General features: G+C 72.2%; 20 protein-coding genes. 8 read left to right on the forward strand and 12 right to left on the reverse strand.

Annotated features, from left to right (window positions below; all coding sequences use genetic code 11):
• The first annotated feature begins 102 nt into the window (after positions 1–102).
• Both ABD437_RS36215 and ABD437_RS36220 read left to right on the forward strand, forming a co-directional pair.
• Positions 103–1,599: an FAD-dependent monooxygenase gene (locus ABD437_RS36215; protein WP_344653475.1), complete on the forward strand. Its 1,497-nt coding sequence runs from the start codon at positions 103–105 to the stop codon at positions 1,597–1,599.
• 18 nt (positions 1,600–1,617) lie between these two features.
• Positions 1,618–2,058, forward strand: coding sequence for a MaoC/PaaZ C-terminal domain-containing protein (locus ABD437_RS36220; RefSeq protein ID WP_344653476.1), 441 nt, complete (start codon positions 1,618–1,620; stop codon positions 2,056–2,058).
• A gap of 563 nt (positions 2,059–2,621) precedes the next feature.
• Here the strand turns inward: ABD437_RS36220 and ABD437_RS36225 are convergent.
• The 4 genes from ABD437_RS36225 to ABD437_RS36240 are packed head-to-tail and all read right to left on the reverse strand — an operon-like array spanning position 2,622 to position 5,495.
• On the reverse strand, positions 2,622–3,848 hold the full coding sequence (locus tag ABD437_RS36225; RefSeq protein ID WP_344653477.1) for an alpha/beta fold hydrolase: 1,227 nt from the start codon (positions 3,846–3,848) through the stop codon (positions 2,622–2,624).
• Positions 3,845–4,093 (reverse strand): hypothetical protein, encoded by a 249-nt coding sequence (locus ABD437_RS36230; RefSeq protein ID WP_344653478.1) that lies wholly within the window; start codon positions 4,091–4,093, stop codon positions 3,845–3,847. The genes ABD437_RS36225 and ABD437_RS36230 overlap by 4 nt, the downstream gene beginning before the upstream one ends.
• A complete protein-coding gene (locus tag ABD437_RS36235) occupies positions 4,090–4,731 on the reverse strand; it encodes a VOC family protein (RefSeq protein WP_344653479.1) in 642 nt (213 codons plus the stop codon). The genes ABD437_RS36230 and ABD437_RS36235 overlap by 4 nt, the downstream gene beginning before the upstream one ends.
• An 11-nt stretch (positions 4,732–4,742) precedes the next feature.
• Complete coding sequence (locus ABD437_RS36240; RefSeq protein WP_344653480.1) at positions 4,743–5,495, reverse strand: maleate cis-trans isomerase family protein; 753 nt, start codon at positions 5,493–5,495, stop codon at positions 4,743–4,745.
• Positions 5,496–5,589: 94 nt separating this feature from the next.
• Between ABD437_RS36240 and ABD437_RS36245 the strand changes: the two genes are divergently transcribed.
• The 3 genes from ABD437_RS36245 (at position 5,590) to ABD437_RS36255 (ending at position 10,922) form a co-directional block, all read left to right on the forward strand.
• A complete protein-coding gene (locus tag ABD437_RS36245) occupies positions 5,590–6,348 on the forward strand; it encodes a TetR/AcrR family transcriptional regulator (RefSeq protein ID WP_344653481.1) in 759 nt (252 codons plus the stop codon).
• A 165-nt stretch (positions 6,349–6,513) separates the two neighbouring features.
• Positions 6,514–8,625 (forward strand): hydantoinase/oxoprolinase family protein, encoded by a 2,112-nt coding sequence (locus ABD437_RS36250; RefSeq protein ID WP_344653482.1) that lies wholly within the window; start codon positions 6,514–6,516, stop codon positions 8,623–8,625.
• Complete coding sequence (locus ABD437_RS36255) at positions 8,622–10,922, forward strand: hydantoinase B/oxoprolinase family protein (protein ID WP_344653483.1); 2,301 nt, start codon at positions 8,622–8,624, stop codon at positions 10,920–10,922. Before ABD437_RS36250 ends, ABD437_RS36255 begins: the two co-directional genes overlap by 4 nt.
• A 407-nt stretch (positions 10,923–11,329) precedes the next feature.
• On the opposite strand, the gene ybiA is transcribed toward ABD437_RS36255, so the two are convergent.
• Positions 11,330–11,809 (reverse strand): riboflavin biosynthesis intermediates N-glycosidase, encoded by a 480-nt coding sequence (gene ybiA, locus ABD437_RS36260; RefSeq protein ID WP_344653708.1) that lies wholly within the window; start codon positions 11,807–11,809, stop codon positions 11,330–11,332.
• 90 nt (positions 11,810–11,899) lie between these two features.
• On the reverse strand, positions 11,900–12,763 hold the full coding sequence (locus tag ABD437_RS36265; protein WP_344653484.1) for a LysR family transcriptional regulator: 864 nt from the start codon (positions 12,761–12,763) through the stop codon (positions 11,900–11,902).
• Between the two features lie 108 nt (positions 12,764–12,871).
• Here ABD437_RS36265 and ABD437_RS36270 point away from each other — a divergent pair, with 108 nt between their 5' ends.
• Complete coding sequence (locus tag ABD437_RS36270) at positions 12,872–13,570, forward strand: CTP synthase C-terminal region-related (seleno)protein (RefSeq protein ID WP_344653485.1); 699 nt, start codon at positions 12,872–12,874, stop codon at positions 13,568–13,570.
• Here ABD437_RS36270 and ABD437_RS36275 read toward each other — a convergent pair.
• Genes ABD437_RS36275 through ABD437_RS36285 form a run of 3 tightly spaced genes read right to left on the reverse strand, consistent with a single transcriptional unit; the run spans position 13,560 to position 15,803 of the window.
• Positions 13,560–14,039: an SRPBCC family protein gene (locus ABD437_RS36275; protein ID WP_344653486.1), complete on the reverse strand. Its 480-nt coding sequence runs from the start codon at positions 14,037–14,039 to the stop codon at positions 13,560–13,562. The two genes, ABD437_RS36270 and ABD437_RS36275, sit on opposite strands and share 11 nt — an antisense overlap.
• 2 nt (positions 14,040–14,041) lie before the next feature.
• Positions 14,042–14,485, reverse strand: coding sequence for a DinB family protein (locus ABD437_RS36280; protein ID WP_344653487.1), 444 nt, complete (start codon positions 14,483–14,485; stop codon positions 14,042–14,044).
• A 4-nt stretch (positions 14,486–14,489) separates the two neighbouring features.
• Positions 14,490–15,803 (reverse strand): aminotransferase-like domain-containing protein, encoded by a 1,314-nt coding sequence (locus ABD437_RS36285; RefSeq protein WP_344653488.1) that lies wholly within the window; start codon positions 15,801–15,803, stop codon positions 14,490–14,492.
• A gap of 54 nt (positions 15,804–15,857) precedes the next feature.
• Here ABD437_RS36285 and ABD437_RS36290 point away from each other — a divergent pair, with 54 nt between their 5' ends.
• On the forward strand, positions 15,858–16,466 hold the full coding sequence (locus ABD437_RS36290; protein WP_344653489.1) for a DJ-1/PfpI family protein: 609 nt from the start codon (positions 15,858–15,860) through the stop codon (positions 16,464–16,466).
• Here ABD437_RS36290 and ABD437_RS36295 read toward each other — a convergent pair.
• Complete coding sequence (locus tag ABD437_RS36295; RefSeq protein WP_344653490.1) at positions 16,442–19,495, reverse strand: ATP-binding protein; 3,054 nt, start codon at positions 19,493–19,495, stop codon at positions 16,442–16,444. The two genes, ABD437_RS36290 and ABD437_RS36295, sit on opposite strands and share 25 nt — an antisense overlap.
• Before the next feature lie 101 nt (positions 19,496–19,596).
• The gene (locus tag ABD437_RS36300; RefSeq protein ID WP_344653491.1) at positions 19,597–20,454 is read right to left on the reverse strand and encodes an SDR family NAD(P)-dependent oxidoreductase; all 858 of its coding nucleotides are present in this window, start codon (positions 20,452–20,454) and stop codon (positions 19,597–19,599) included.
• Positions 20,455–20,539: 85 nt separating this feature from the next.
• Here ABD437_RS36300 and ABD437_RS36305 point away from each other — a divergent pair, with 85 nt between their 5' ends.
• Entirely contained in the window at positions 20,540–21,076 is a 537-nt protein-coding gene (locus ABD437_RS36305) for a TetR/AcrR family transcriptional regulator (RefSeq protein ID WP_344653492.1), read from the forward strand.
• Here ABD437_RS36305 and ABD437_RS36310 read toward each other — a convergent pair.
• On the reverse strand, positions 21,053–21,415 hold the full coding sequence (locus tag ABD437_RS36310) for a hypothetical protein (protein ID WP_344653493.1): 363 nt from the start codon (positions 21,413–21,415) through the stop codon (positions 21,053–21,055). The genes ABD437_RS36305 and ABD437_RS36310 overlap by 24 nt on opposite strands.
• Positions 21,416–21,520: the final 105 nt, after the last annotated feature.

Consider the following 21,520-nt stretch of genomic DNA (forward strand, 5'->3'; position numbering starts at 1 on the left):
GGTCTCGAATCTAGCGCTCCTGGACGCTGATGTCAAAAGATTGACGCAAACGTTGATCCGGCTTACATTGGCGTCGGATCAGTCGTCCGACAAGGAGTCGCCGTGAACCTGCGATCCGTCGCCGTACTCGGCGGAGGCCCCGGGGGTCTGTACGTCGCCAGGCTCCTGAAGCTGAGCCGTCCGGGGTGTTCGGTCACCGTCTACGAGCAGAGTCCCCCCGGGCAGACGTTCGGCTTCGGCGTCGGGCTCGCCACCCGTACGCAGCGCAACCTCGACGCCGCCGATCCGGCCAGCTTCGCCGAGATCGTCGACAACGCGTGGAGCCACGACATGGCGATGGCCGTCGGCGAACAGAAGGTCACGCTGCCGGTCGGCAACCTGATCGCGATCGGCCGGTCCACCCTGCTCGACATCCTCCGTCGGCACGCCGAGGCCGCCGGAGTGCGGATCCGGTCCGGCGCCCGTGTGTCGGCCGGCGATCTCGACGCCGACCTCGTCATCGCCGCGGACGGAGTCAACAGCGCGACCCGCTCGGCCACCTTCGGCCCGGAGGTCTCCACCCACCGCGGCCTCTACCTGTGGGCCGGCACCGACTTCGCGCTGCCCAGCGCCGTGTTCCGGCCGGTCACCACCGAGTTCGGCACGTTCGTCGCGCACGCCTACCCCTACCGGGCCGATCGCAGCACGTTCCTGGTCGAGACCGACGAGGACACCTGGCGCCGCGCCGGCTTCGACGTCTCCACCGAACAGACCCCGCCCGACGTCAGCGACGAGCACTCGCTCAGCTACCTCGCGAAGGCTTTCCACGACGAGTTGCAGGGCCATCCGCTCATCGGCAACCGCACCCGGTGGCTACGGTTCCGCACCGTCACGTGCGCCCGCTGGCACCACGGCAACGTGGTCCTCCTCGGCGACGCGGTGCACACCGCGCACTATTCGATCGGGTCGGGCACGAAGCTCGCCATGGAAGACGGGATCGCGCTGGTCCGCGCGCTCGACGAGGCCGCCGACCTCCCGGCCGCGCTGCAGCGGTTCGAGGAGGAGCGCCGCCCGGCGGTCGAGCACCTGCAGGCCACCGCGCACCGCAGCATGCGCTGGTGGGAGTCCTTTCCCGGCCGGCTCGACCTGCCGGTCGAACAGCTGCTGATCGCCTACATGACGCGCGCGGGGAAGGTCACGCTCGACCGGTTCGGCGCGCTCGCCCCCGACGTGGTGCGAACCGGGCTGGCGCAGTACGCCGGTTGCGACCCCGTCGACGTCCCCGACTCCGATCGAGCCGCATGGGTGCTCAGCCGCGGCGTCGGAGCCGGGTCGGCGTCCGCTCCGGCGGCCTCGGTTCATCCACTGCCGGTCGACGGTGTCGACGCGTGGGGCCCGGCCGCCGAGACGCTGCTGACGCGGGCCCGGACGACCTCGGGGCCGGTCGTGCTGGTCGCCGACGACGATCGGGAGGCGATGCTCACGCTCTTCGACGTGGGAGAACGGGTCCGCCGGGAGACTGCTAGCGTCGTGGTTGCCCGGGTCAACCGGCGCTGGTCCGAGTTCGCCGCCGCGGCCCTCGTGAGCGGCCGCGTCGACCGGGTCGACCTGATCGATTGATACGAGGCGGGGGGCGACGTGGCACTGCTTCGGGCCGAGGACCTCACGATCGGGCTCGAGATCGATCTCGGGAGCTACACCGTCACGGCGGACGAGATCGTGGAGTTCGCCCGCCAGTGGGATCCGCAGAGCTTCCACGTCGATCCCTCGGCCGCCGCCGACAGCTACTTCGGCGAGGTGATCGCGAGCGGCTTGCACACCCTCGGGGTTCTGCAGCGGCTCGCGGTGCTCGGGGCGTACGAGCATTGGGACGTCATCGCCGGGCGGCGGATCCGCTCGATCGAACTGACCGCCCCCGTGACCGACGGGACGACGCTGACCGGCTCGTTGGTCGTCGAGGAGGTCACCGCCCGGGGCCCGGAGCGAGCCCTGGTCGCCGTCCGCGGCCGGCTCGTACGGTCCGACAACCGCCCGGTCCTGGACGCCGTCTTCGAAATGTACCTCCGCCGCACCTCCTGACCCTCCGAGGTCAGGTCTTGGCCGATCTGGACACCGCCCTCGCGGCAGACCGCGATTCTTGCCCTGCTCACAACTCCCGCGGTCGTGACCAGGCGGCGGGCTCGGCTCAGTCCGCGCTGGACGAGGCGGGGACGGCGAGATGCCGCAGGGAGCACAGGCGCTCCACGAGACTGGTGGGCGAGCCGCCGGACATGACGGGGCCCGGCGAGAGGCCCTAGCCACGCCGGTCACCGACGCACACCGGCCCTGGAGCCATGCCGGGGGCCGGACCCAAACCCAGGCACGGCGCCACCCCAGGCACGGCACCACCCCAGGCACGGCGCCATACCAAGCACGGCGCCACACCAAGCACGGCGCCACACCAAGCACGGCGCCACACCTGCAGGGCGACGCGGCACACCGAATCGAGCGCGGAGCCAAGCCCGCGGGGGAGAGCGTCAAGCTAGGACGGAGCCGCGCTGGGTATCGAAGTCACGCTGGGATGCGAGGCCCACACCGGGTCGAAGTTATGCCGGTGAACCCTCATGCCAGCGCGGAGCCTCCCTCGGGGTGGGGCCGGGGCGTCAGGTTGGGAAGCGAGGGGCCAGCCATTGCTGGATCACTGCGGAGGCGAGTTCGTTGCCCGACGGGGTGTCTTCGGTCAGCGGGCGGCCGAAGTGGGTGCCGGCTACCGCGTCGACGGTGAGGTCCGAGGCGCCGAGCGCCTTACTGAACGCCACGATGTCGGGCGGGAACGACGCCTGGTCGCCGGTGAACTCCAGCAGGAGCGTGGGCACGCTCACGCCCGGGGCGCACCGCAGGAAGTCGGCGTTCGTGGTGGTTGCGCTCCACGTCGACATCCATGCCTCGGCCGTGGACAACCGGCCGAAACCGACGAGCCCGTAGTTGGTGAGATCGGGGCGGCGGCCGAAGAGCGAACCGTACGGGCGGGCGTTCGGATCGATCGAGAGGTCGACATTCCGCAGGTCGGCGTCGGTGCGGTGCACGGTGACGAGTCGGGGCGCGAGGGCACGGCGCCGCGCTCCGGCGTCGCCCGAGCGCTTGAACGCGCGGTTGGCCGCCTGGCCCTCCGCCACGAGGGCCGCCGCGACGGCATCGATCCGCCGTACCCGGGCCGCCTGCGCCGCGCGGTAACGCGCGACGAACTCCGGCTCGTACTGCGCCGACGCCGGTGCCTCGCGGAAGCCGTTGGCCGGCGCGAACGGATCCAGTGACGGATCGACGGCGAGCGGGTCGTTCTCGTCCACGACCGAGGGGTCGATGACCCGTTGCAGCAGCGCGCCCTGCCCCGGGTGCGGCGCGAGGAACACGGCGCCGTCGGGTAGCGGCATCGTCGCGTCGTTCAACGGGACCGGCCGGCCGGACGGGGCGGCCGCGAGACGTTGCCCCGGCGCGAGTGCCGCCTGCTGACAGTAGAACGCGGCCAGGGTGGCGCCGCCGGAGTGCCCGAGCGTGACGATCCGATCGAACCCGTGCGCGCGCAGGAACACCTGGCCGGCGGCGAAGTCGAGAAGGGCGTGTTCGTGCAGCAGGTTCAGGTCGTTGTTCGGCGAGCGCGACCCCTGGGTCCAGACGGCGCGGCCGGCCGCGAGCAGGTGCGGCACGAGCGCGTGGTGCGTGACATCCTGACGTGGGTGCATGAGCGTCACCACCGTCCGCGCGCCCGGCGGGACCCGCAGCACCCCGGTGACGTGCGCCCCGTCGGCGGTGGTGAGCTCGTGCACCGACGTGGGAGCGTCCGCGACGAGGACCGGGTCGGCGTACCGCCCGGAGCCGAGTCCCCTGGTCATCGGGCCTCCGTCCGGAGCGCGTCCTTGTCCCACTGGGCGATCCGCCAGCCCGCCAGGCCGGCGACGCAGCTGTACCAGACGGCGTGCCGCACGCCCGTGCTCCGCCGATCGATGGAGATCGGCCGGTCGGACTCGAGCACGAAGTACGGCCCGACCCGGTCGACCGTGACCTGGGGCAGGTCGCGAGCGACGGCCACGATCGGCACGTTCTCCGGGACGTCGAGCACGAACAGCCGATTCGTCATGAGCGCACCGGCCCTTCCGGGAAGGAGTGCTGCTCCTGCCACTGCTCGGCCCGCTCGACGATCAGCTCGGCCTTGCGGACCAACAGGTCGTCCATTCCGGCGCCCGGTCGCGAGACGACGTCGACGAGCGCGTCGATCGTCAGGTTGGCGTCGAGGTCTTCCTGGGGCGTGACCGGACGCATCGCGCGGGTGATCTCGACCATGTAGCCGTTGGGGTCGTGGGTGTAGATCGACTCAATCGTCTCGTGCTGGATCTGCATCTCGACCGGCCACTGACTGGCGTCGAGCCGCCGGCGGTACTCCAGCAGGTGTTCCTCGGAGTCGACGTGGAGCGCCAGGTGCCGGGAGCGCACGAAGAACAGCGGGGTGTCGTCGCCGAAGCGGGCGTACACGTCGCCCTGGCCCTCGCTGGTGTCGGGCGCCGGAAGACCGAAGTAGTAGAAGAACGCCAGCCGGTCCCCGCCGCCGATGTCGAAGAAGAAATGGATGAAGTCGGGGTGGGCTTCCGGCCCCCAGCCGGCCGCACAGATCGAGTGCACGACCGGGAAGCCGAGGGTGTCGCGATAGAACGCGACCGTGCCGGCCGGGTCGAACGTCGGGAAAGCGGCGTGATCGACGCCGCGAACGAGATGTTCCACGGTGACCTCCTTCAGGCCGGAACGGGGACGTCGGCGCGGAGCAGCGAACCGGCACCGGGGATCGCCACCGGCAGGCCGTTGGCGCGCAGGATGCTGTAGGCACCGGCCGTGGCGGCCGAGAGGACGGGCAGGCCGAACTCCTTCTCCGCCGAGTCCACCAGCCCGAGCGAGGGCATCTGTACGCAGGCGGAGATCACCAGCGCGTCGACGCCGGTGAGGTCGAGGGAGCGCGCGGCGTCCATCACCCGGTCGCCGGGGATGCAGCCGACCGCGACGTTGTCCTCCACTTCGAGCGCCCGCCAGTCGGCGACCTCGAACCCTTCGGCCTCCAGGTACTCGACGACCTTCTCGGCCAACGGGCGCAGGTACGGCGTGACCAGCGCGATCCGCCGCGCGCCGAGCGCGCCCAACCCCTCGGTGAGCGCACCGGCGCTCGACCGGACGAGCGTGCCGGCACCCCCGGTGGCCAGCTGCTCGGCGACCAGCCCTTCGACGCGCTGATGCTCCCCCGGGCCGGCGGCCATCAGCGCGACCAGGCAGGCGTAGAGCAGTACGTCGGTGCCCGCGTCGGCGAGCTCGAGGACGCACCGCTCCCGCTGCGCGTTCATCGCGGCGAGGCCTTCCGGCGACACGCGGGCCATCCGCATCCGGCTCGCGTGGAACGAGAACGACGCGCCCGGGTGGCGGCCGAGAATCGCCGGCATCTCGGTCTCGACGGTGACGTTCGAGCTGGGGACGACGAGCCCTACGCGCACATGCTTCATGGAGACGATTCTTCAACGCACACGACGAAAAGTCAACGCGGATGTCAGCGAGTCCGCGTTGGACGCGACCGACGAATTGATAACGTGACCGTTCATGACAGGTAGTCAGGACGACCCTGCGAAGCTGCCCGCGAAGCGCGCACGTCGGACGGTCCAGAAGATCGCCGAGGCCCCCGCGCACACCCGCACCAACACCCGCCGGGGCCTGATCGAGCAGGAGATCTACGTCCAGGCCACCCGGCTCTTCGCCGAGCGGGGCTTCGCCGGCACCAACTTCCAGGACATCGCCGACGCCGTCGGCCTCACCCGCCCGGCGCTCTACCACTACGTCAGCAGCAAGGAAGAGCTGCTGGCCAAGCTGGTCGCGGAGATCACCCAGGACGCGGCGACCGACATCGCGGCCGAGGCCGCACGCACGGACGCCGACCCCGCGGAGAAGCTCCACTCGATCGTGGCGAGCACCGCGCGGCGCCAGGGCGAGCACGCCGACCGGTTCCGGCTGCTCGTGCGGTCCGAGGCCGACCTGCCGGTGGAGATCGCGACCACGCACGAGGCCGGGCGCCGCTCGGTGCTCAGGTCGATCGCCGGCGTGATCGAGGAGGGTGTGAACAGCGGGGTGTTCCGTACGGTGGATCCGCGGGTCGCCGCCCTGGGTGCGCTGGGCATGGCGAACTGGGTGGCCTGGTGGTACCGCCCCGGTGGTCGCGACGATCTGGTGATGGTGTGCGACGAGCTCGCCGACATGGCGGTCGCCGGCCTGCGCGGACGCGACGACGGGCGGGCACCGCAGTCGCCCGCGGAGGCCCTGTCCGCGGTCAGGGAGGACCTCGACCGCCTCGAGCGGCTCCTCTAGCCCGCAGCACATCCCCGACCCCCGGAGCGGCGCTCCGGGGGTCGTTCGTGTGCGCCGTTACCCGTCTCCAGCAGCAAAATTTACACCTGCGTCGACCTATTGACGGAGTCGTCAGCTCTTGCTTATGTTGTGTGAGCCCAGACACAGAACGCAAGGCGGACTGACATGGCTTACGTCATCGGTGTGGATGTCGGTGGGACCTTCACGGACGCGGTGCTCGACGACGACTCGGGAAATCTGGTCGCGGCCAAGGCTCCGTCGACGCCGCCCGACTACTCCCAGGGCGTCATGGATGTCCTCGCCGGACTGGCCGAGAACCTCGGCGAGCCGCTCGAGCAGATGCTCGCGACGACCCACCACATCGCCCACGGCACCACGTCGTCGCTGAACGCGCTGGTCATGGGCAACGTGCCGCCGGTCGGCTTCATCACGACGCAGGGCCACCGCGACTCGATCTTCATCATGAACGTCGAGGGCCGCTACCTCGGATCGTCGCCCGATCAGTTGCAGAACGTGCTGGGCCAGACCAAGAGCCACACGCTGATCCCGAAGCGGCACGCGGTCGAGGTCGTCGAACGCCTCGACCGTGACGGCACGGTCGTCGTCGGGCTCGACGAGGAGTCGGTGCGGGTCGCCGTACGGGGCCTGCTCGACCAGGGCGTCCGTTCGATCGCGGTGTCGCTGCTCTGGTCGTTCAAGAACCCCGTCCACGAGCAGCGCATCCGCGAGCTCGTGCACGAGCTCGACGCGGACGTGTTCGTCGCGCTCTCCAGCGAGGTCAGTCCGCGGATCCGGGAGTTCTCGCGCAGCTCCACCACGATCATGAGCGCCCAGATCGGCCCCGGCCTGCGCAGCTACCTCGGCACGCTGGAGGAGCGGCTGCGCGCCGAAGGTCTCACCGGCCCGCTGCTGGTGATGCAGAGCAACGGGGGCGCGATCGCGGCGGCCGAGGCTCCCCGCACCGCGATCAGCACGGTCGGCTCGGTGCTCACCGGTGGTGTCGTCGGTGCGGTCTCACTGGGTCAGCAGCTCGGCCACCGCAACATCATCTCCACCGACGTCGGCGGCACCACGTTCCTCGTCGGGCTGGTCGTCGACGGTGAGCCGGTGCGCACGAGCAGCACCGTGATCAACCACCACCCGATCAACGTGCCCACGCTCGAAGTGCACGCGATCGGCTCCGGCGGCGGCGCGATCGCCTGGATCGACGCCGGCGGCAACCTGCGCGTGGGTCCGCGCAGCGCCCAGTCGGTACCCGGCCCGGCGTGTTACGGCGCCGGCGGCACCGAGCCGACGAACACCGACGCCAACCTGGTCCTCGGCATCCTGCCCGAGTCGGGCCTGCTCGGCGGGCGCAAGGCCCTCGACGTCCGGGCCGCCCGCGAGGCCATCCGCACGAAGATCGCCGAACCGTTGAAGCTCAGCGTCGAGGACGCCGCCGCCGCGATCTACGCGATCCAGAACGCTCAGACCGGCGACCTGCTGCGCAAGACCGTCGTCGAGGCCGGGCACGACCCTCGCGAGTTCGTGCTCTACGCGTTCGGCGGGGCCGGCCCCGCCTACTGTGCCTCCTACGCCGCCGAGGTCGGCGTCCGGCAGGTCGTCGTGCCCCTCGGCCCGGTCGCGTCGGCGTTCTCCGCCTACGGTCTGGCCTCCTCCGACATCGTGCTGGCCCGTGAGGTGTCCGACCCCGGTCAGATGCCCCTGCCCGCCGCGCAGGTCCAGCATCACTTCGACGAGCTGGAGGCGACGCTGGCGGCCGACCTCGAGCGGCAGGGCCTGCGCTACGACCGCATCGAGTACGTCCGCTCGATCGACCTGCGCTACACCTCGCAGCTGGCCGAGGTCTCGGTCACGGTGCCCGAAGGCGCGCTCGACGACGGCGCGATGTCGACCGTGGCGAAAGACTTCGAGCGCCGGTACGCCGAGCTCTTCGGCGAGGGCACCGGCTTCAGCGCCGCCGGCATCCAGGCCATCACGTTCCGCGTCCGCGCCACCGGCATCCTGCCGTTCGACCCCCAACTGCCGAAGCTCGCCGACGCCTCCGGCCCCGACCCGGCGGAGGCCCGGTCAGGGATCCGCAAAGTCTGCGTCGACGCGCGGCACGGCTACGTCGACACCCCGGTCTACGACTACCGCGCGCTGCGCCACGGGCACGTCATCACCGGTCCGGCCGTCATCGAGGTGCCGACGACGACCGTCGTCGTGCCGCCCGGCATGAGCGGCACGGTCGATCACCTCGGCAACCTGACGATCACCACGGAGAGCCGCTCATGACCATGCCGATCCCCGGTTCCGAGCGCTTCGCGAGCCGCCCCGTCGACCCCGACGCGCTCGCCGCCGAACTACCGGACAGCCTGCCCGTCCACTCGGTCACCCAGGAACAGATCGACGAGCTCGACCCGCTCACCTACGAGGTCATCCGCCACCGGCTGTGGTCGGTCACCGAGGAGATGGGCGAAGCGCTGCAGCGCATGTCCGGCTCCCCGATCGTCACCGACGCCAACGACTTCGACTTCGCGATCTGCGACGAGATCGGCCAGGAGGTGCAGGTCGGCCTCTACAACACGATGCTGGTCGGCGCCGTCGACCTGGCGATCTACTGGACGCTGCGCAACCGGGCCACCAACCCCGGCATCCGCGAGGGCGACATGTTCCTCTGCAACGACCCCTGGGTCGGCGGCGGCCTGCACCAGAACGACGTCATCGTCTACCAGCCGGTCTTCCACGACGGCAAGCTCTTCGCGTGGACCAGCGCGATCTGCCACGAGCCCGACCTGGGCGGTGTCGGCCTCGGCTCGTTCAGCCCGGCCGCGCAGGACGTGTTCTCGGAGGCGCTCCCCACGCCACCGGTGAAGGTCGTGCGTGACTTCGCGCTCCAGGACGACGTCGCCGACCTCTGGATCCGCCGGTCCCGGGTGCCGATGCTGGTCAGCCTCGACCTGCGGGCCAAGATCGGCGCGAACACCGTCGGCCGCAAGCGCCTGCACGAGGTCATCGACCAGTACGGCGCCGACACCGTCAAGGCCGTGATGAAGCGGATGATGTCCGACGCCGAGAGCCGGCTGCGTGACAAGCTGCGCTCGCTGCCCGACGGCACCTGGAAGTCCACCGGGTACCAGGACCAGTCGCACGAGGGCGACCGCGGCGTCCACAAGATCACGGTCGCGATGGTCAAACAGGACGACCGGCTGACGTTCGACTTCACCGGCACCGATCCGCAGGCCGGCGTCATCAACTGCACGTACGCGGGCATGCGCGGCGGCGTGATGCTGGCGCTGCTGCCGATGCTCGCGCAGGACATCCCGTGGTCGGCGGGTGGGTTGATGCGCTGCTTCGACCTGGTCTCCGAGGAAGGCACGATCAACAACGCCACGTTCCCGGCGGCGGTCGGCCGAGGTCCCATCGGGCCCGCGTGGCTCACCGGAACGCTGGTGGCCGAGTGCCTCTCGCAGATGCTCGACTGCTCCCCCGATCTGGGCAAGAGTGTCCAGGCGGCCTGCTGCGGCACCTGGGACACGGCCGTGGTCGCCGGGCTCGACCAGCGCGGCGAGGTACCCGTGCCGTTCCTCAACATCATGATGGAGCCGATGGCCGGCGGGTACGGCGCCCGCCCGCAGCTCGACGGCATGGACACCGGTGGTCTGTTCTGTATCCCGATGGGCCGGATTCCCGACGTCGAGATGACCGAATTCCTCTATCCGCTGTTGACCCTCTGGCGGCGGGAGGAACCGGACTCCGGCGGCCCCGGCCGTCAGCGTGGTGGTGTGAGCGCCTCGCTCGCGGTGGCGCTCCACGGCTCGCAGGTGCCGGCCGGCGTCGTGTTCGCGTCGGCCGGTAAGGCGGTGGCGCAGAACAACGGGCTCGCCGGCGGATACCCCGGCAACACCGGGCTCGAGGTGCTCGTGCGGGGCTCGGACGTGCACCGGGCCCTGGCGCAGGGGACGATCCCGCAGTCCGTGGAGGACTTCGGTGGCGACGCCGAGATCGCGCCCTGTTACGCGCAGTCGTACCTGGCTCCGGGCGAGGTGCTCTACATGAACTGGCAGGGCGGTGGTGGGTACGGTGACCCGCTGCGGCGTGATCCGGACGCGGTCGCGGCCGATGTTCGCGAGTTCAAGGTCACGCCCGGGGCGGCGGCCGACGTCTACGGTGTGGTGCTCGTGGACGGGGTCGCGGACATCGAGGCCACCGCGGAACGTCGGCGCGAGCTCGTTGCGGTTCGGGCCTCCCGGTCCGGGTCGGTCCCGGCTCCGGAGGGGACGGTCGATCTGAGCGCGGCGCGGCGTATCGATGACAACCTTGTCGTGTCCGGGTCGCTGGTCGGCTGTGCGCACTGTGGTCAGAAGCTCGCCGACACGACGACCGACTCGCATCTGGTTCTGCTGCGCTACGACGGTCCGGTCACGGAAGCCGGGCCGCAGATCGTGTCCGATCCGAGGGACTACGTGGATGACGAGGTGGTATTCCGGCAGCTGTCGTGCCCGGGGTGCTACACCGCCGTGTACTCCGGGGTCGTTCCCCGGGCCCACGTTGATCACGTCACCGAGGTCGCGCGCTTCGCCGGCGTCTGATGGCCGGGTGTGGGCCGGCCCTCCCCGAGGTCCGGCCCGCGCCCGGTTCCGGCCCTCCCCTGGTCCGGGTCCGGGGTCCAGACCCAGGCCAGACCCAGGCCAGACCCTGGCCCAGGTCCAGACCCAGGCCAGGTCCAGGCCCAGGTCAGGTCCAGGTCCAGGTCCAGGCCAGGTCCAGGTCCAGGCCAGGTCCAGGCCCGAGCGCAGGTCCAGACCCGAGCGCAGGTCCAGGCCAGGCGCAGGCACAGGCACAGGCCCAGGCGCAGGCACAGGCCAGGCGCAGGTCCAGGCTCAGGTCTGGGTTCAGGCCCAGGCCCAGGCCAGGCCCAGGTCCGCGCTCGGGTCCACGTCACGCCCGGGTCCAGACTCGCCACGACAAAGCGATCAGCGATAGTTGCGCTCGGGAGCTATCGGTGCTGTCGGCCAGGCCGGACCTCGGTGCGGGCGAGGTCGGCACGGAGTCGGGTGCGGGTGCGCATCAGGATCCGGCCGAGGACGTTCTTGCCGGTGCCGGTTCGGCCTCGTCCCCAGTAGTGGTCGGTGCCGGTGTCCTCGACGATCTCGGCGTCGGCCGTGTCCAGCAGGATGGCGCGGATGTCGGCGTGGGCGGCGAACTTGGCCGCGACGGCACGGCGCATCACGTCGTCCTTGACCCGCTCCCAGTCGCGGCGCAGGGGCCGGGACCGGTCGCGGCCCAGTTCGGCGGCGCGCAACGGGCCGGCCGCCCGGCGGATCAGGTCGGCGTGGCGGGTGCCGGCGAACTTCTGGGCCTGGAAGTAGTGCTCCGACGTCGGCCACCACTGTCCGTCGAGGTCGAAGCCGTGCGAGGAGAAGTTGGAGAAGCAGCCGTACGGAACGTCGTCGGCGCCGTAGAAGTAGATCGTCACCGTGGCCTCGCGGTAGGGGGCGAGGATCCACACGGTGCCACAGATCGACGAAGCAGCAACCGATTTGTCGCTGCGTCGTCCCGACCTGGCTCAGCCGCCAGGTAGCCCGCCCCGGCTCAGACCCGCCAGCAACGCCCCCAGGTACTCCGCCCTTCCGCGAGGTACCAGCAGTTCGGTTCGGTGCACCACGTCGGGGTGAACCATCGGCACTCTCGCGACCCCCGGGGTGTCCGGCGCCAACCCCCGCGGCAGCAAGGCCAGCCCATGCCCCCGAGCGACCAACCTGGCCAGCAGACCCAGATCCGTGCCGCGGTAACGCAACCGTCCGGTCACGCTCGGAGCTGCCGTGCCGGGTACGTCGCAGCGCAGGTCGGGAGCGTCTATCCAGCGCGCATCGCGCATCGAGTCCAGGTCCAACCCGTCGGCGTCGGCCAGGGGATGATCCGCGGTCAGGAGTACTTCCAGGCGGGTTTCGGCGATCAGCGCCCGGGTCAGCACCCCGGGTTCGGTCAGGGCCAACGGGCCGTTGGGGGCGGTCACGCCGTCGACGGCGGCGGCGTCCGCGGTGCCGGTGGCTAGTCGGCTCACGGCCTCGTCGGCCGGGGCCAGCACGAGTTCGACCAGGTCCACGGCGCCGAGCGCGTCGATGAGGTGGTCGCCGGCCGCCAGCGGGGTCGCGGCGACCGTCACCGGGCGGTGCTCGTTCTGGCGGAGGATCTCCTGGCGGGCGACGTCGGCGCGGAGCAGGAGGTGTTGCGCGTGGGTCATGAGGCGGGTGCCCTCGGCGGTGAGACGCACCGGGCGGCGGTGCAGGAGGCGGCGTCCCAGGTCGGTTTCGAGGGCGGCGACGTGCTGGGAGATCGCTGACTGCGTGAACCCCAGCTCGGCGGCGGCCGCGGTGAACGAGCCGGTGCGGGCGACCGTGGCGAACGACCGCAGGTGACGCAGATCCATGGCGCGACGGTAGAAGACCGAGCCCCATGACGCGACATTAGAAAAGCTGATGTGAGAGCGTCGAATCATCGTTGGACTTCATGTCGCGACCCCTCGACCCTGGAACCCATGAAACCCGCGCGCATAGCCCTGATCGGCGATCGTTCCCCGCACGTCCTGGCACACTCACGCATCCCCGACGCGTTGCGCCGGGCCGCCGGTGATCACGAGGTCGACGTGTACTGGATCGCCTCCACCGACGCGTCCCGGCTCACCGGGCTCGCCGGGTTCGACGGGATCTGGGTCGTGCCGGGCAGCCCTTACGCCGACCGGGACGGCGTGCTCCACGCGGTGACGGTGGCCCGGACGGCGGGTGTTCCGTTCCTGGGCACCTGCGGCGGCTTCCAGCACGCGCTGCTGGAGTACGCCCGTTCGGTGTGCGGGCTCGACGTCGAGCACGCCGAGGAGCCGCTCGACCCGGACGCGGAGCCGCTCATCGTCGCGTTGCGGTGTTCGCTCGTCGGTGAGGAGGCGGACGTGATCGTGTCGCCGGGCACCCGGGCCGCACAGGTGCTGGGGGCGGGCCGCCGGGTCGAGCGGTTCTTCTGCAGCTACGGCCTCGACGACCGGTTCCGGGCCCGGCTGGAGGCGGCGGGGCTGGTGTTCTCGGCGGTGGACGACGAGGGCACCGCGCGGATGGTGGAGCTTCCCGGGCACCCGTTCTTCCTGGGCTCGCTGTTCCAGCCCGAGCTCTCGTCGGACCCGCACTGGGCCCACCCGCTGATCCACGCGTTCACCGACGCGGCGCTGGCCGGGGTCAGGGTGTGAGGGCCGCGGCGACGACGACCGGGTCGACGCAGCCGGCCGCGTAGCCGGCGATCCGGCGCCGGATGTCGCGGCCGAGCAGGCGGGTGCCGATCCGGTGCGCCACCGGACGCAGCCAGCCGGGGCGGCACCGGAAGTTGTACCGCCAGGTGGCCACGGTGTGCCCGGGTTCGGCGGCGGGGGCGAACCGCCAGCCGCCGGCGAACCGTTCGAAGAACCACGGGCCGCGCACCATCGTCATCCCGACGTGCGTCGGCGGCGCGAACGAGACGTACTCGCTGACCATCGTGAAGCCGTGCCGCGACCGGGTGAACGTCCGCACGCCTTTGCCGGGCGCGGTGGCGCCGTCGACGAAGTGCTGCTCACGCACGAACGGATCCCACCGGTACCGGATCGGCGCGGTGGTCTGCGACACGGCGAACGCCAGCTCCGGCGGGACCGGAACCGTGATCGAAGCCTCCACCACCGGCACGGCTACGACTCCTCGAGGATCTGTTCACGCAGGATATCGGCGTGGCCGCAGTGCTGGGCGGTCTCGCGCAGCATGTGCAGGTAGATCCACCGCATCGGCAGCGGGCCGCGGCGGTTGCCGGTCACCACGTCGTCGGGCGAGAGCCCGGCCGCGGCCCGGCGCGACTGCGCGCAGGTCTTCTCGTACTCGGCGAGCACGCTCGCGATCGTGTCGCGGTCGTCGAGCACGAACGACTCGTCCGGCGACGGGCCGATGCCGATCTCCGCCCGCGACCGCCCGGTGATCGCCTCGTCGAACCAGACCTTCTCGACGAAGATCAGGTGCTTCACGAGCCCGAGCAGCGTGGTGCGTGACGCGACGAGCGAGCGGCGGGCCTGCTCCTCGGTCAGGCCGTCGAGGGAGGCGGCGATCTCGGCCCGGTGCTCGTCGAGAAACGTTTCGTACATCGGTCTATTGGAACGCATCCTCGAGCACCACCCGCCGGACGGTACGCAGGCTCGTCCGCAGGCTCTCCAGGTCGGTGGAGCCCAGCGCGAGGCGCAGGGCCTGCGGCGCGGGCGAGGCCACGCTGAACGGCTCCGCGGTCGTCACCGAGATCCGCGAGCGGCCGAGGGTGGCGGCCAGCCGGTCGGCGCGGGCGTCCTCGGGCAGCGGCAGCCAGGTGAAGTACGACGAGGGGTGGCCGATCGGTCCCAGCCCGTCCAGCTCGGAGCGGGCGACGTCCTGCCGGGCCGCGGCGTCCACCCGTTTGCGTGCCTCGAGGTCGTCGACCGTGCCGTCCTCCAGCCACCGGCACGCGATCACGGTGCTGAGCGCGGGGGTGTTCCAGGTCGTCAGCCGGATCGCCCGCTCCAGCGACGCCACCAGCGCCGGCGGAGCCGCGAGGAACCCCACCCGCAGCCCGGTGGCCACGCTCTTCGAGAGCCCCGACACGTACACCGTGCGCTCCGGCGCGAGGGCCGCGAGCGGCGCCGGCGGGTCGGGCTCCAGGTACGCGTACGACCCGTCCTCGATGAGGAGGAGGTCGTGCCGGTGGGCCAGCTCCGCCAGCACGGCCCGCGACGCCAGCGGCATCACCGTGCCGAGCGGGTTGTGCAACGTCGGCATCGTGTACACCGCGCGCACCGGCCGGCGTTCGCACAGCCGCCCGAGCGCGTCCGCGTCCGCCACCGGCACCAGGTCCAGCCCCAGCGAGAGCGCCAGCGCTTTGAACCCGGGGTACGTCAGCGGGTCGACCGCCACCACGTCGCCCGGCTTCAACGCGGCCAGGCACACCACCGCCAGCCCGTGCTGGGCCCCGCTGACGATCAGCACCCGGGACGGATCGGCCACCACCCCGCGCCGGCGCAGGTGCCGCGCGACCGCGGCCCGGTCGGCCGGGCGGCCCCGGTGCGGCTGGTACCGCAGGAGCGCTTCGAGGTCGCCCGACGTCGCCAGGTCGCGCAGGGCCTGGCGGAGCAGATCGGTCTGCCCGGGCAGGGACGGGTAGTTGAAGTTGAGGTCGACCGCGTCCGCGGCCACCACGTGCTGGTCGACGCCGAGCCCGGCGGGCACGGCGAGGTCACGGACGAACGTCCCCCGGCCCTGTTCGCGGCTGACCAGGCCCATCGTTTCGAGCTCGGTGTAGACGCGGGTGGCGGTGACGACCGCGATGCCGTGGTCGGCGGCGAGGCGGCGATGGGTGGGCAGCCGCGCCCCGGGGGCGAGCGCGCCGCTCCTGATCCGCGCCGCGAACGCGTCGACGAGTGCTTTGTACCGGGCCACGGAGCGGAATTGTATGCATAACAATTATTGGACTGTCATGGATACCGTGAATGCATGCACATCGCGATCCTGACGTTCGACGGATACAACGAGCTCGATTCGCTGATCGCACTCGGCGTGCTCAACCGCATACCGGGCCTCCGGGTCACGATCGCCTCCCCCACCCCGACCGTGCGCTCGATGAACGGCGTCGTGATCGAGTCGATGGCCACGCTGGAGGAGGCCGGCGACGCCGACGCGGTGCTCGTCGGCAGCGGCGTCGCCACCCGGGAGGTGGTCGAGGACCGCACGATCATGGCGACGCTCGGGCGGCTCGACCCGGCCCGTCAGCTCGTCGGCGCCCAGTGCTCCGGCGCGCTCGTGCTGGCCCGGCTCGGCCTGCTCGACGGCGTCCCCGCCTGCACCGACCTGACCAGCAAACCGTGGGTGGTCGCGGCCGGTGTCGACGTGCTCGACCAGCCGTTCTACGCCGACGGCAACGTCGCGACCGCCGGCGGCTGCCTCGCCTCGCCGTACCTGGCCGCGTGGGTCGTCACCCGGCTCGTGGGTCCGGACGCCGCCCGGGACGCGCTGCACTACGTCGCCCCGGTCGGGGAGAAGGACGAGTACGTCGCGCGGGCCCGGCGCACGATCGAGCCCTACCTGCCGGTGGCCGTGTCCTGAAGGGCGGCGGCGCGACGCGCGAACAGGTGCGCCTCGCGCTGCGTGGAGACCACGCGGGCCCGCTCGATCGCCGCGTCGGCCGGGACGCCCCGGGCCCGGTGCAGGCGGGCGCGCTGCAGCAGGATGTGGCCCTCGGCGTAACGCTGCCCGTACCGGTCGAGGAAGTCCTCGGCCCGGTCGAGCGCGTCGGCCGCGCGGTCCGGTTCGCCGGCCGCCAGCCAGGCCTCGGCGAGCTGCCCGAACCGGGTCGAGACGCCGGTGAGCGGCGGGTCGAGCACGGTCGCGGTGATCAGCGCCTCGATCTCGGCCGCGGCCCCCGCGGGGTCCCGGCCGGTGACCGCACGCGCCCACCAGCGGTTCATCCGCAGGTAGGCGCCGTAGAAGACGAACGAGAAGTCGGGATCGGCCGCGATACCGCGCTCCGCGGCACGCAGCGCCCAGGCCGCGTCACCGACGAACATCGCGGTCGTCGACGTGAAGCTCGCGGTCAGCGTCACCGCGTGCGGATCCTCGCCGGCGGCGGCCGCGGCCCGCTCGAACAGGTCGCGGGCCGCGTCGACCTCGCCGTGCAACGCGGTGACCTGGGCGAGGATGGCGGGAGACAAGCCCAGCAGGTCGTGGCGGAGCCGGTGGGTCTCGCGATCGGTGCGGCCGGGCACGTCCAGCCGGCGCAGGTACCGGTAGGCCTCGCCGATGTTGCCGAGGTCCCACTGGTGGATGCCCCAGGCGTGCACGCCGTAGCCGCGCACGATCGGATCGGCGGAGGCCTCGCCGTGCTCGAGCAGCCGGCGGGCCAGCGGCCGGGCGCGATCGAACTGCAGGGTCTGCGAGTACGTGGCACAGCGGGAGTAGAGGAAGTCCGTGGCGTCGCGCTCCCGGCCGAGGCCCCGGGCCAGCCGCTCGGCCCGGTCGAGCTCGTCGAGCGCCGATCCCGCGTACCCCGACCGCATCCCGACGACGGCGATCAGCTGGGAGAGCGCGGACAGCTCCAGTTCGGCCCGGCCGGCCGCGCGTGCGATCGCCGCCGCCGACCGGAGCTGCTGCTCGGCCGCCGCCAGCGCCGACTTGGCCGCCGCGCGGCGGCCCGCCCGGACCAGCGCGTCCGCGGTGCGCGCGGGGTCGGCGAGCGGCCCGGCGGCCCACAGGTGGTACGCGAGGGTCTCGACGTCGTCCTCGTGCTCCAGCGCGTCGGCGACACGCAGGTGCAGCCGGGGCACCGCGGCCACCGGGATCGTCCCGGTCACCGACTCGCGGATCAGGTCGTGCGGGAAGCGCAGCGCGAACGGGTCGCCCGGCACCGAGGCGAGCAGGCCGAGCGCTTCGATCGGCCCGATGCCCTCGAGGCACTCCGGCACGCCCAGCCCGGCGGCCCGGGCGAGCAGCCCGAGGTCCACCTCCCGGCCGATCAGGGCGGCGATGCGCAGCACCTCGCCGGACACCGCGTCCAGGCCGGCCGTCCGGTCCACGACGACGTCACGCACGCTCGTCGGCAGCCCGGCGGCGTCACCGGACGAGGCCAGCAGCCGGGAGAGCTCACGGACGAAGAACGGGTTGCCCGCCGTGCGCTCGTGCACGGTGCGCGCGAGGTCGGCGCTGACCGGGCGACCGGTCTCGCGCCGGACGAGTTCGCCCACCTCGCCGGGGTCGAGCGGACCGAGCCGGGTCCGGCGGTGCCGCGGGTTCCGGCTGGCGGTGGCGAGCACGCGGGTCAGCTCCGAGCCGGGCACCGGAGCGCGGTCGCGGAGCGCGCCGACGACGACCGTGCGGCGCGGCTGGCCCGTCGCCACATGCCCGAACAGCTGCAGGGAGGCGACGTCGGCCCACTGCAGGTCGTCGAGCAGGAGCATCAGCGGTTGCCGCGCGGCCACCTGGCCGAGCAGCGCCAGCACGCGTTCGAACAGCCGGAACTGGGCGCCGGTGTCCGAGCGCACCGGCACCGTGAGGACACCGCCGCGGGGTTCGCCGAGGACGTCGTCCCGCGGCTCGAGGAGGCGGCCGAGCTCCCCGGCGATCCACTTCTCGCGCTCCGCCTCGGGCAGCGCGTCGACGACCGCGCCGATGGCCTGCACCCACGGCCACATCGACGGCGCGCCCTCGTCCTCGCCGCACTGGCCCCGGACGACGAGCACGCCGCGCCGCGCCGCCTCCGCGCCCGCCGCCGCCAGCAGCGACGTCTTGCCCACGCCGGGTTCGCCCTCGACCAGGACGAGTCCGGTCTCGTCCGCGAGCGCCGAGTCCACCGCGGCACGCACCACGGCCAGCTCCGTGCGCCGCCCGACCAGCGCCGGCGCGTCCCGGGCCGGCGTCGTCGCCGGGACGCGTTCGAGCACCCGCGCGTGTGCCGCGCGCAGCGCCGGGCCGGGGTCGATGCCCAGTTCGTCGACGAGCCGGGCGCGGACGGCCCGGTACACCGCGAGCGCCTCGGCCTGCTGCCCGGCGGCGGCCAGCACCGTCACGAGGCTCGCCTGCACCGGCTCGTGCAGCGGAGCCATCAGCGCGGCCAGCAGCAGCGGCTGGAGCACGCGCTCGGCCCGGCCGAGCGACACGGCGAGTTCGGCCGCTTCGACGCACGCGTCGTAGAACTCGCCGTCCAGCGCGGCGAACACCGCGGTCGCGGCCGGGCCGTGGTCGAGGCCCTCCCCCGCCGAGCCGCGCCAGAGCTTCAGCGCCGCCACGTAGCAGTCCAGGTCACCCGAGGCCCGCCCCTCGGTGACCAGCTCCCGGAACGCGACGAGGTCGAGCGTCTCCGGGCCGGCCACGAACACGTACCCGTTCCCGCGGCGCCGGACGAACGACGGATCCAGCAGGCGACGCAGACCACCGACGTACTTCTGGACGGTGTTCAGCGCGGTGGCCGGCGGGTCGTCGTCCCAGATCAGCTCGATCAGCTCGCTCGCGCTGACCGGCCGGCCGGCCCGCGCCAGCAGCAACGTCAGCAGGTAGACCTGCTGGCGCGGGCCGGGATCGAGTTCGACGTCCCCCCGCCAGATCCGCAGTGGCCCCAGCACCGCCAGCCGTAACGCCGTCACGGGTCCATCCTGCTGGGTCAGCGCCGCGGTTCCCAGGGCAACATCCGCGCCGGCGGGTCGCCGCGGTCGCCGCCCGCTAGCGCGACCGGCTCTGAGCCCGCTCAGACCAGGTGGGCGCGGACTCCCATGCCGGTGGCCACGGACTCGGTGGCGGAGTCGGCGGCGGTGGTGGCCGCGGTGACGGCGTCGTGTTCGGACACCGGCGCGACGATCGTGCGGCGCGGGCGGGTGCCGTCGGGCATCTCGACGAGGCGGACGAACACGTCGGCCACCTCGCGGGGGTCACCGGGCTCGGTCGAGGTGGCGCGCGCCGTCACGTCGGACAGGAAGCCGGTGAAGTTCGCGCCGTAGGGCGCGAGCCGGTCCAGGTCGGTGGGTGAACCGGCGTTGGCCCCGATGTTCGTGGGGTAGGACGCCGCGTCGACGGTGACCGACTCGACGCCGAACGGCGCCAGCTCGTGGTGCCACGCCTCGACGAGCGCCTTGACCGCGGCCTTGCTGGCCGAGTACAGCCCGGTGTAGGGCATCGACACCCACCCGGCCAGCGAGCCGTTCTGGATCAGCACACCGTGGCCCTGGCCACGCAGCACCGGCAGCGCCGCCCGGGCCACCCGCGCCGGGCCGAGCACGTTGACGTCGAGGATCGTCTGGATCTCCGCGGCGGTGAAGGACTCGACCGGGCCGGCGAACATGCGCCCGGCGTTGTTGATCACCGCGTCGAGCCGGCCTTCGGCGTCGACGACCGCGGCCACGGCGGCGTCGGCCGACGCCTGGTCGAGCACGTCGAGCTCCACCACGGTGACGCCGGCGGACCGCAGCTCGGCGGCGGCTTTCTCGTTGCGGCCGCCGACGTCACGCACACCGGCCCAGACGTGGTGGCCGCGCGCGGCGAGGGCCTCCGCGGTGAGGCGGCCGAAGCCGGTGCCGGCGCCGGTGACGAGTACTACGCGCATGGTCATCTCCCGACTAAAAGTGGGGTGGTACCCCGTTTACGTCCGCTACGATAACCGGGGGGTCACCCCACTTGTCAACGCGGAGGGATCGATGCGGGCGGACGCACGGCGCAACTACGACCAGATCCTGGCCGCGGCGGAGGTGGAGATCGCCCGATCCGGGGCGGGGGCCTCACTGGAGGAGATCGCGCGCCGGGCCGGGGTCGGTTCGGCGACGCTGCACCGGCACTTCCCGTCCCGGCAGGCGCTGCTCGACGCGGTGTTCCACGACCGCATCGAGGGGATCTGCGCCCGGGCGGCCGAGTTCGCTCACGCCTCCGATCCGGGGGCGGCGCTGGCCGACTGGCTGCGTGCGCTCGCGGTCTACGGGGCCACCACGCGCGGGCTGGCGGCGTCGATGCTGGCCGGCGGGCTGGCGCTGCCGTCGAGCAGCGGCTGCGACCAGATGCTCGCCGACGCCGGCGCCGAGCTCCTGGCCCGTGCGCAGGCCGCCGGGGCGGTGCGGCCCGACGTCGCGATCGCCGACCTGCTCACGCTGGTCAACGCGGTCTCCCTGGCCACCGAGAACCACCCGGACGCCGCGGAGCGCCTCACCACGCTCGCGCTAGCCGGCATCCACCCCCGCTAGGGCGGCCTCGAGCAGGGCGGCCTCCCGGTCGAGGCGCGCGGCGGCGTCCGCGTCGGAGTTCCGGACGACCGCGGCCGCCGTGTGACGCTCGGTGATCTCGCGGCGGACGATCGCGGCGATCTCGGGCTCGGCGAGTTCCCGGCGTGCCACCTCGGCGCCGCCCACCCCCACCACCGACGCCTCGATCGCCCCGGCGCGGTGTTCCGCACCCGCGGTGACGGCCTCCGCGTTCGCGATCGCCGCCAGCGCCGTGCGGTACACCGACAGCGCCTCACGGTCCCGCCGCTTCATCGCGGTTTTCAGCGCCGACGTGAGAGCAACCCGGATGTCCGATTCCACCCGGACAGTGAATACGAAGGCAACCGTTTGGTCGAGTCGGTTAGTCATGGTGGAGAAGGTCATTCCTGATGGGACCGAGACAGCAGTCGATACGGGGAGAAGAGT

The sequence above is a fragment of the Cryptosporangium japonicum genome, from assembly GCF_039524755.1.
Classification (GTDB): Bacteria; Actinomycetota; Actinomycetes; order Mycobacteriales; family Cryptosporangiaceae; genus Cryptosporangium; species Cryptosporangium japonicum.

What these genes read in the sequence shown, in the direction of transcription:
- ABD437_RS36230 (WP_344653478.1), bottom strand. Translation starts at nt 4,093, where the DNA reads ATGACGAATCGGCTGTTCGTGCTCGACGTCCCGGAGAACGTGCCGATC.
- ABD437_RS36305 (WP_344653492.1), top strand. Translation starts at nt 20,540, where the DNA reads ATGCGGGCGGACGCACGGCGCAACTACGACCAGATCCTGGCCGCGGCG.
- ABD437_RS36300 (WP_344653491.1), bottom strand. Translation starts at nt 20,454, where the DNA reads ATGACCATGCGCGTAGTACTCGTCACCGGCGCCGGCACCGGCTTCGGC.
- ABD437_RS36240 (WP_344653480.1), bottom strand. Translation starts at nt 5,495, where the DNA reads ATGAAGCATGTGCGCGTAGGGCTCGTCGTCCCCAGCTCGAACGTCACC.
- ABD437_RS36250 (WP_344653482.1), top strand. Translation starts at nt 6,514, where the DNA reads ATGGCTTACGTCATCGGTGTGGATGTCGGTGGGACCTTCACGGACGCG.
- ABD437_RS36280 (WP_344653487.1), bottom strand. Translation starts at nt 14,485, where the DNA reads ATGTACGAAACGTTTCTCGACGAGCACCGGGCCGAGATCGCCGCCTCC.
- ABD437_RS36245 (WP_344653481.1), top strand. Translation starts at nt 5,590, where the DNA reads ATGACAGGTAGTCAGGACGACCCTGCGAAGCTGCCCGCGAAGCGCGCA.
- ABD437_RS36255 (WP_344653483.1), top strand. Translation starts at nt 8,622, where the DNA reads ATGACCATGCCGATCCCCGGTTCCGAGCGCTTCGCGAGCCGCCCCGTC.
- ABD437_RS36270 (WP_344653485.1), top strand. Translation starts at nt 12,872, where the DNA reads ATGAAACCCGCGCGCATAGCCCTGATCGGCGATCGTTCCCCGCACGTC.
- ABD437_RS36290 (WP_344653489.1), top strand. Translation starts at nt 15,858, where the DNA reads ATGCACATCGCGATCCTGACGTTCGACGGATACAACGAGCTCGATTCG.
- ABD437_RS36265 (WP_344653484.1), bottom strand. Translation starts at nt 12,763, where the DNA reads ATGGATCTGCGTCACCTGCGGTCGTTCGCCACGGTCGCCCGCACCGGC.
- ABD437_RS36225 (WP_344653477.1), bottom strand. Translation starts at nt 3,848, where the DNA reads ATGACCAGGGGACTCGGCTCCGGGCGGTACGCCGACCCGGTCCTCGTC.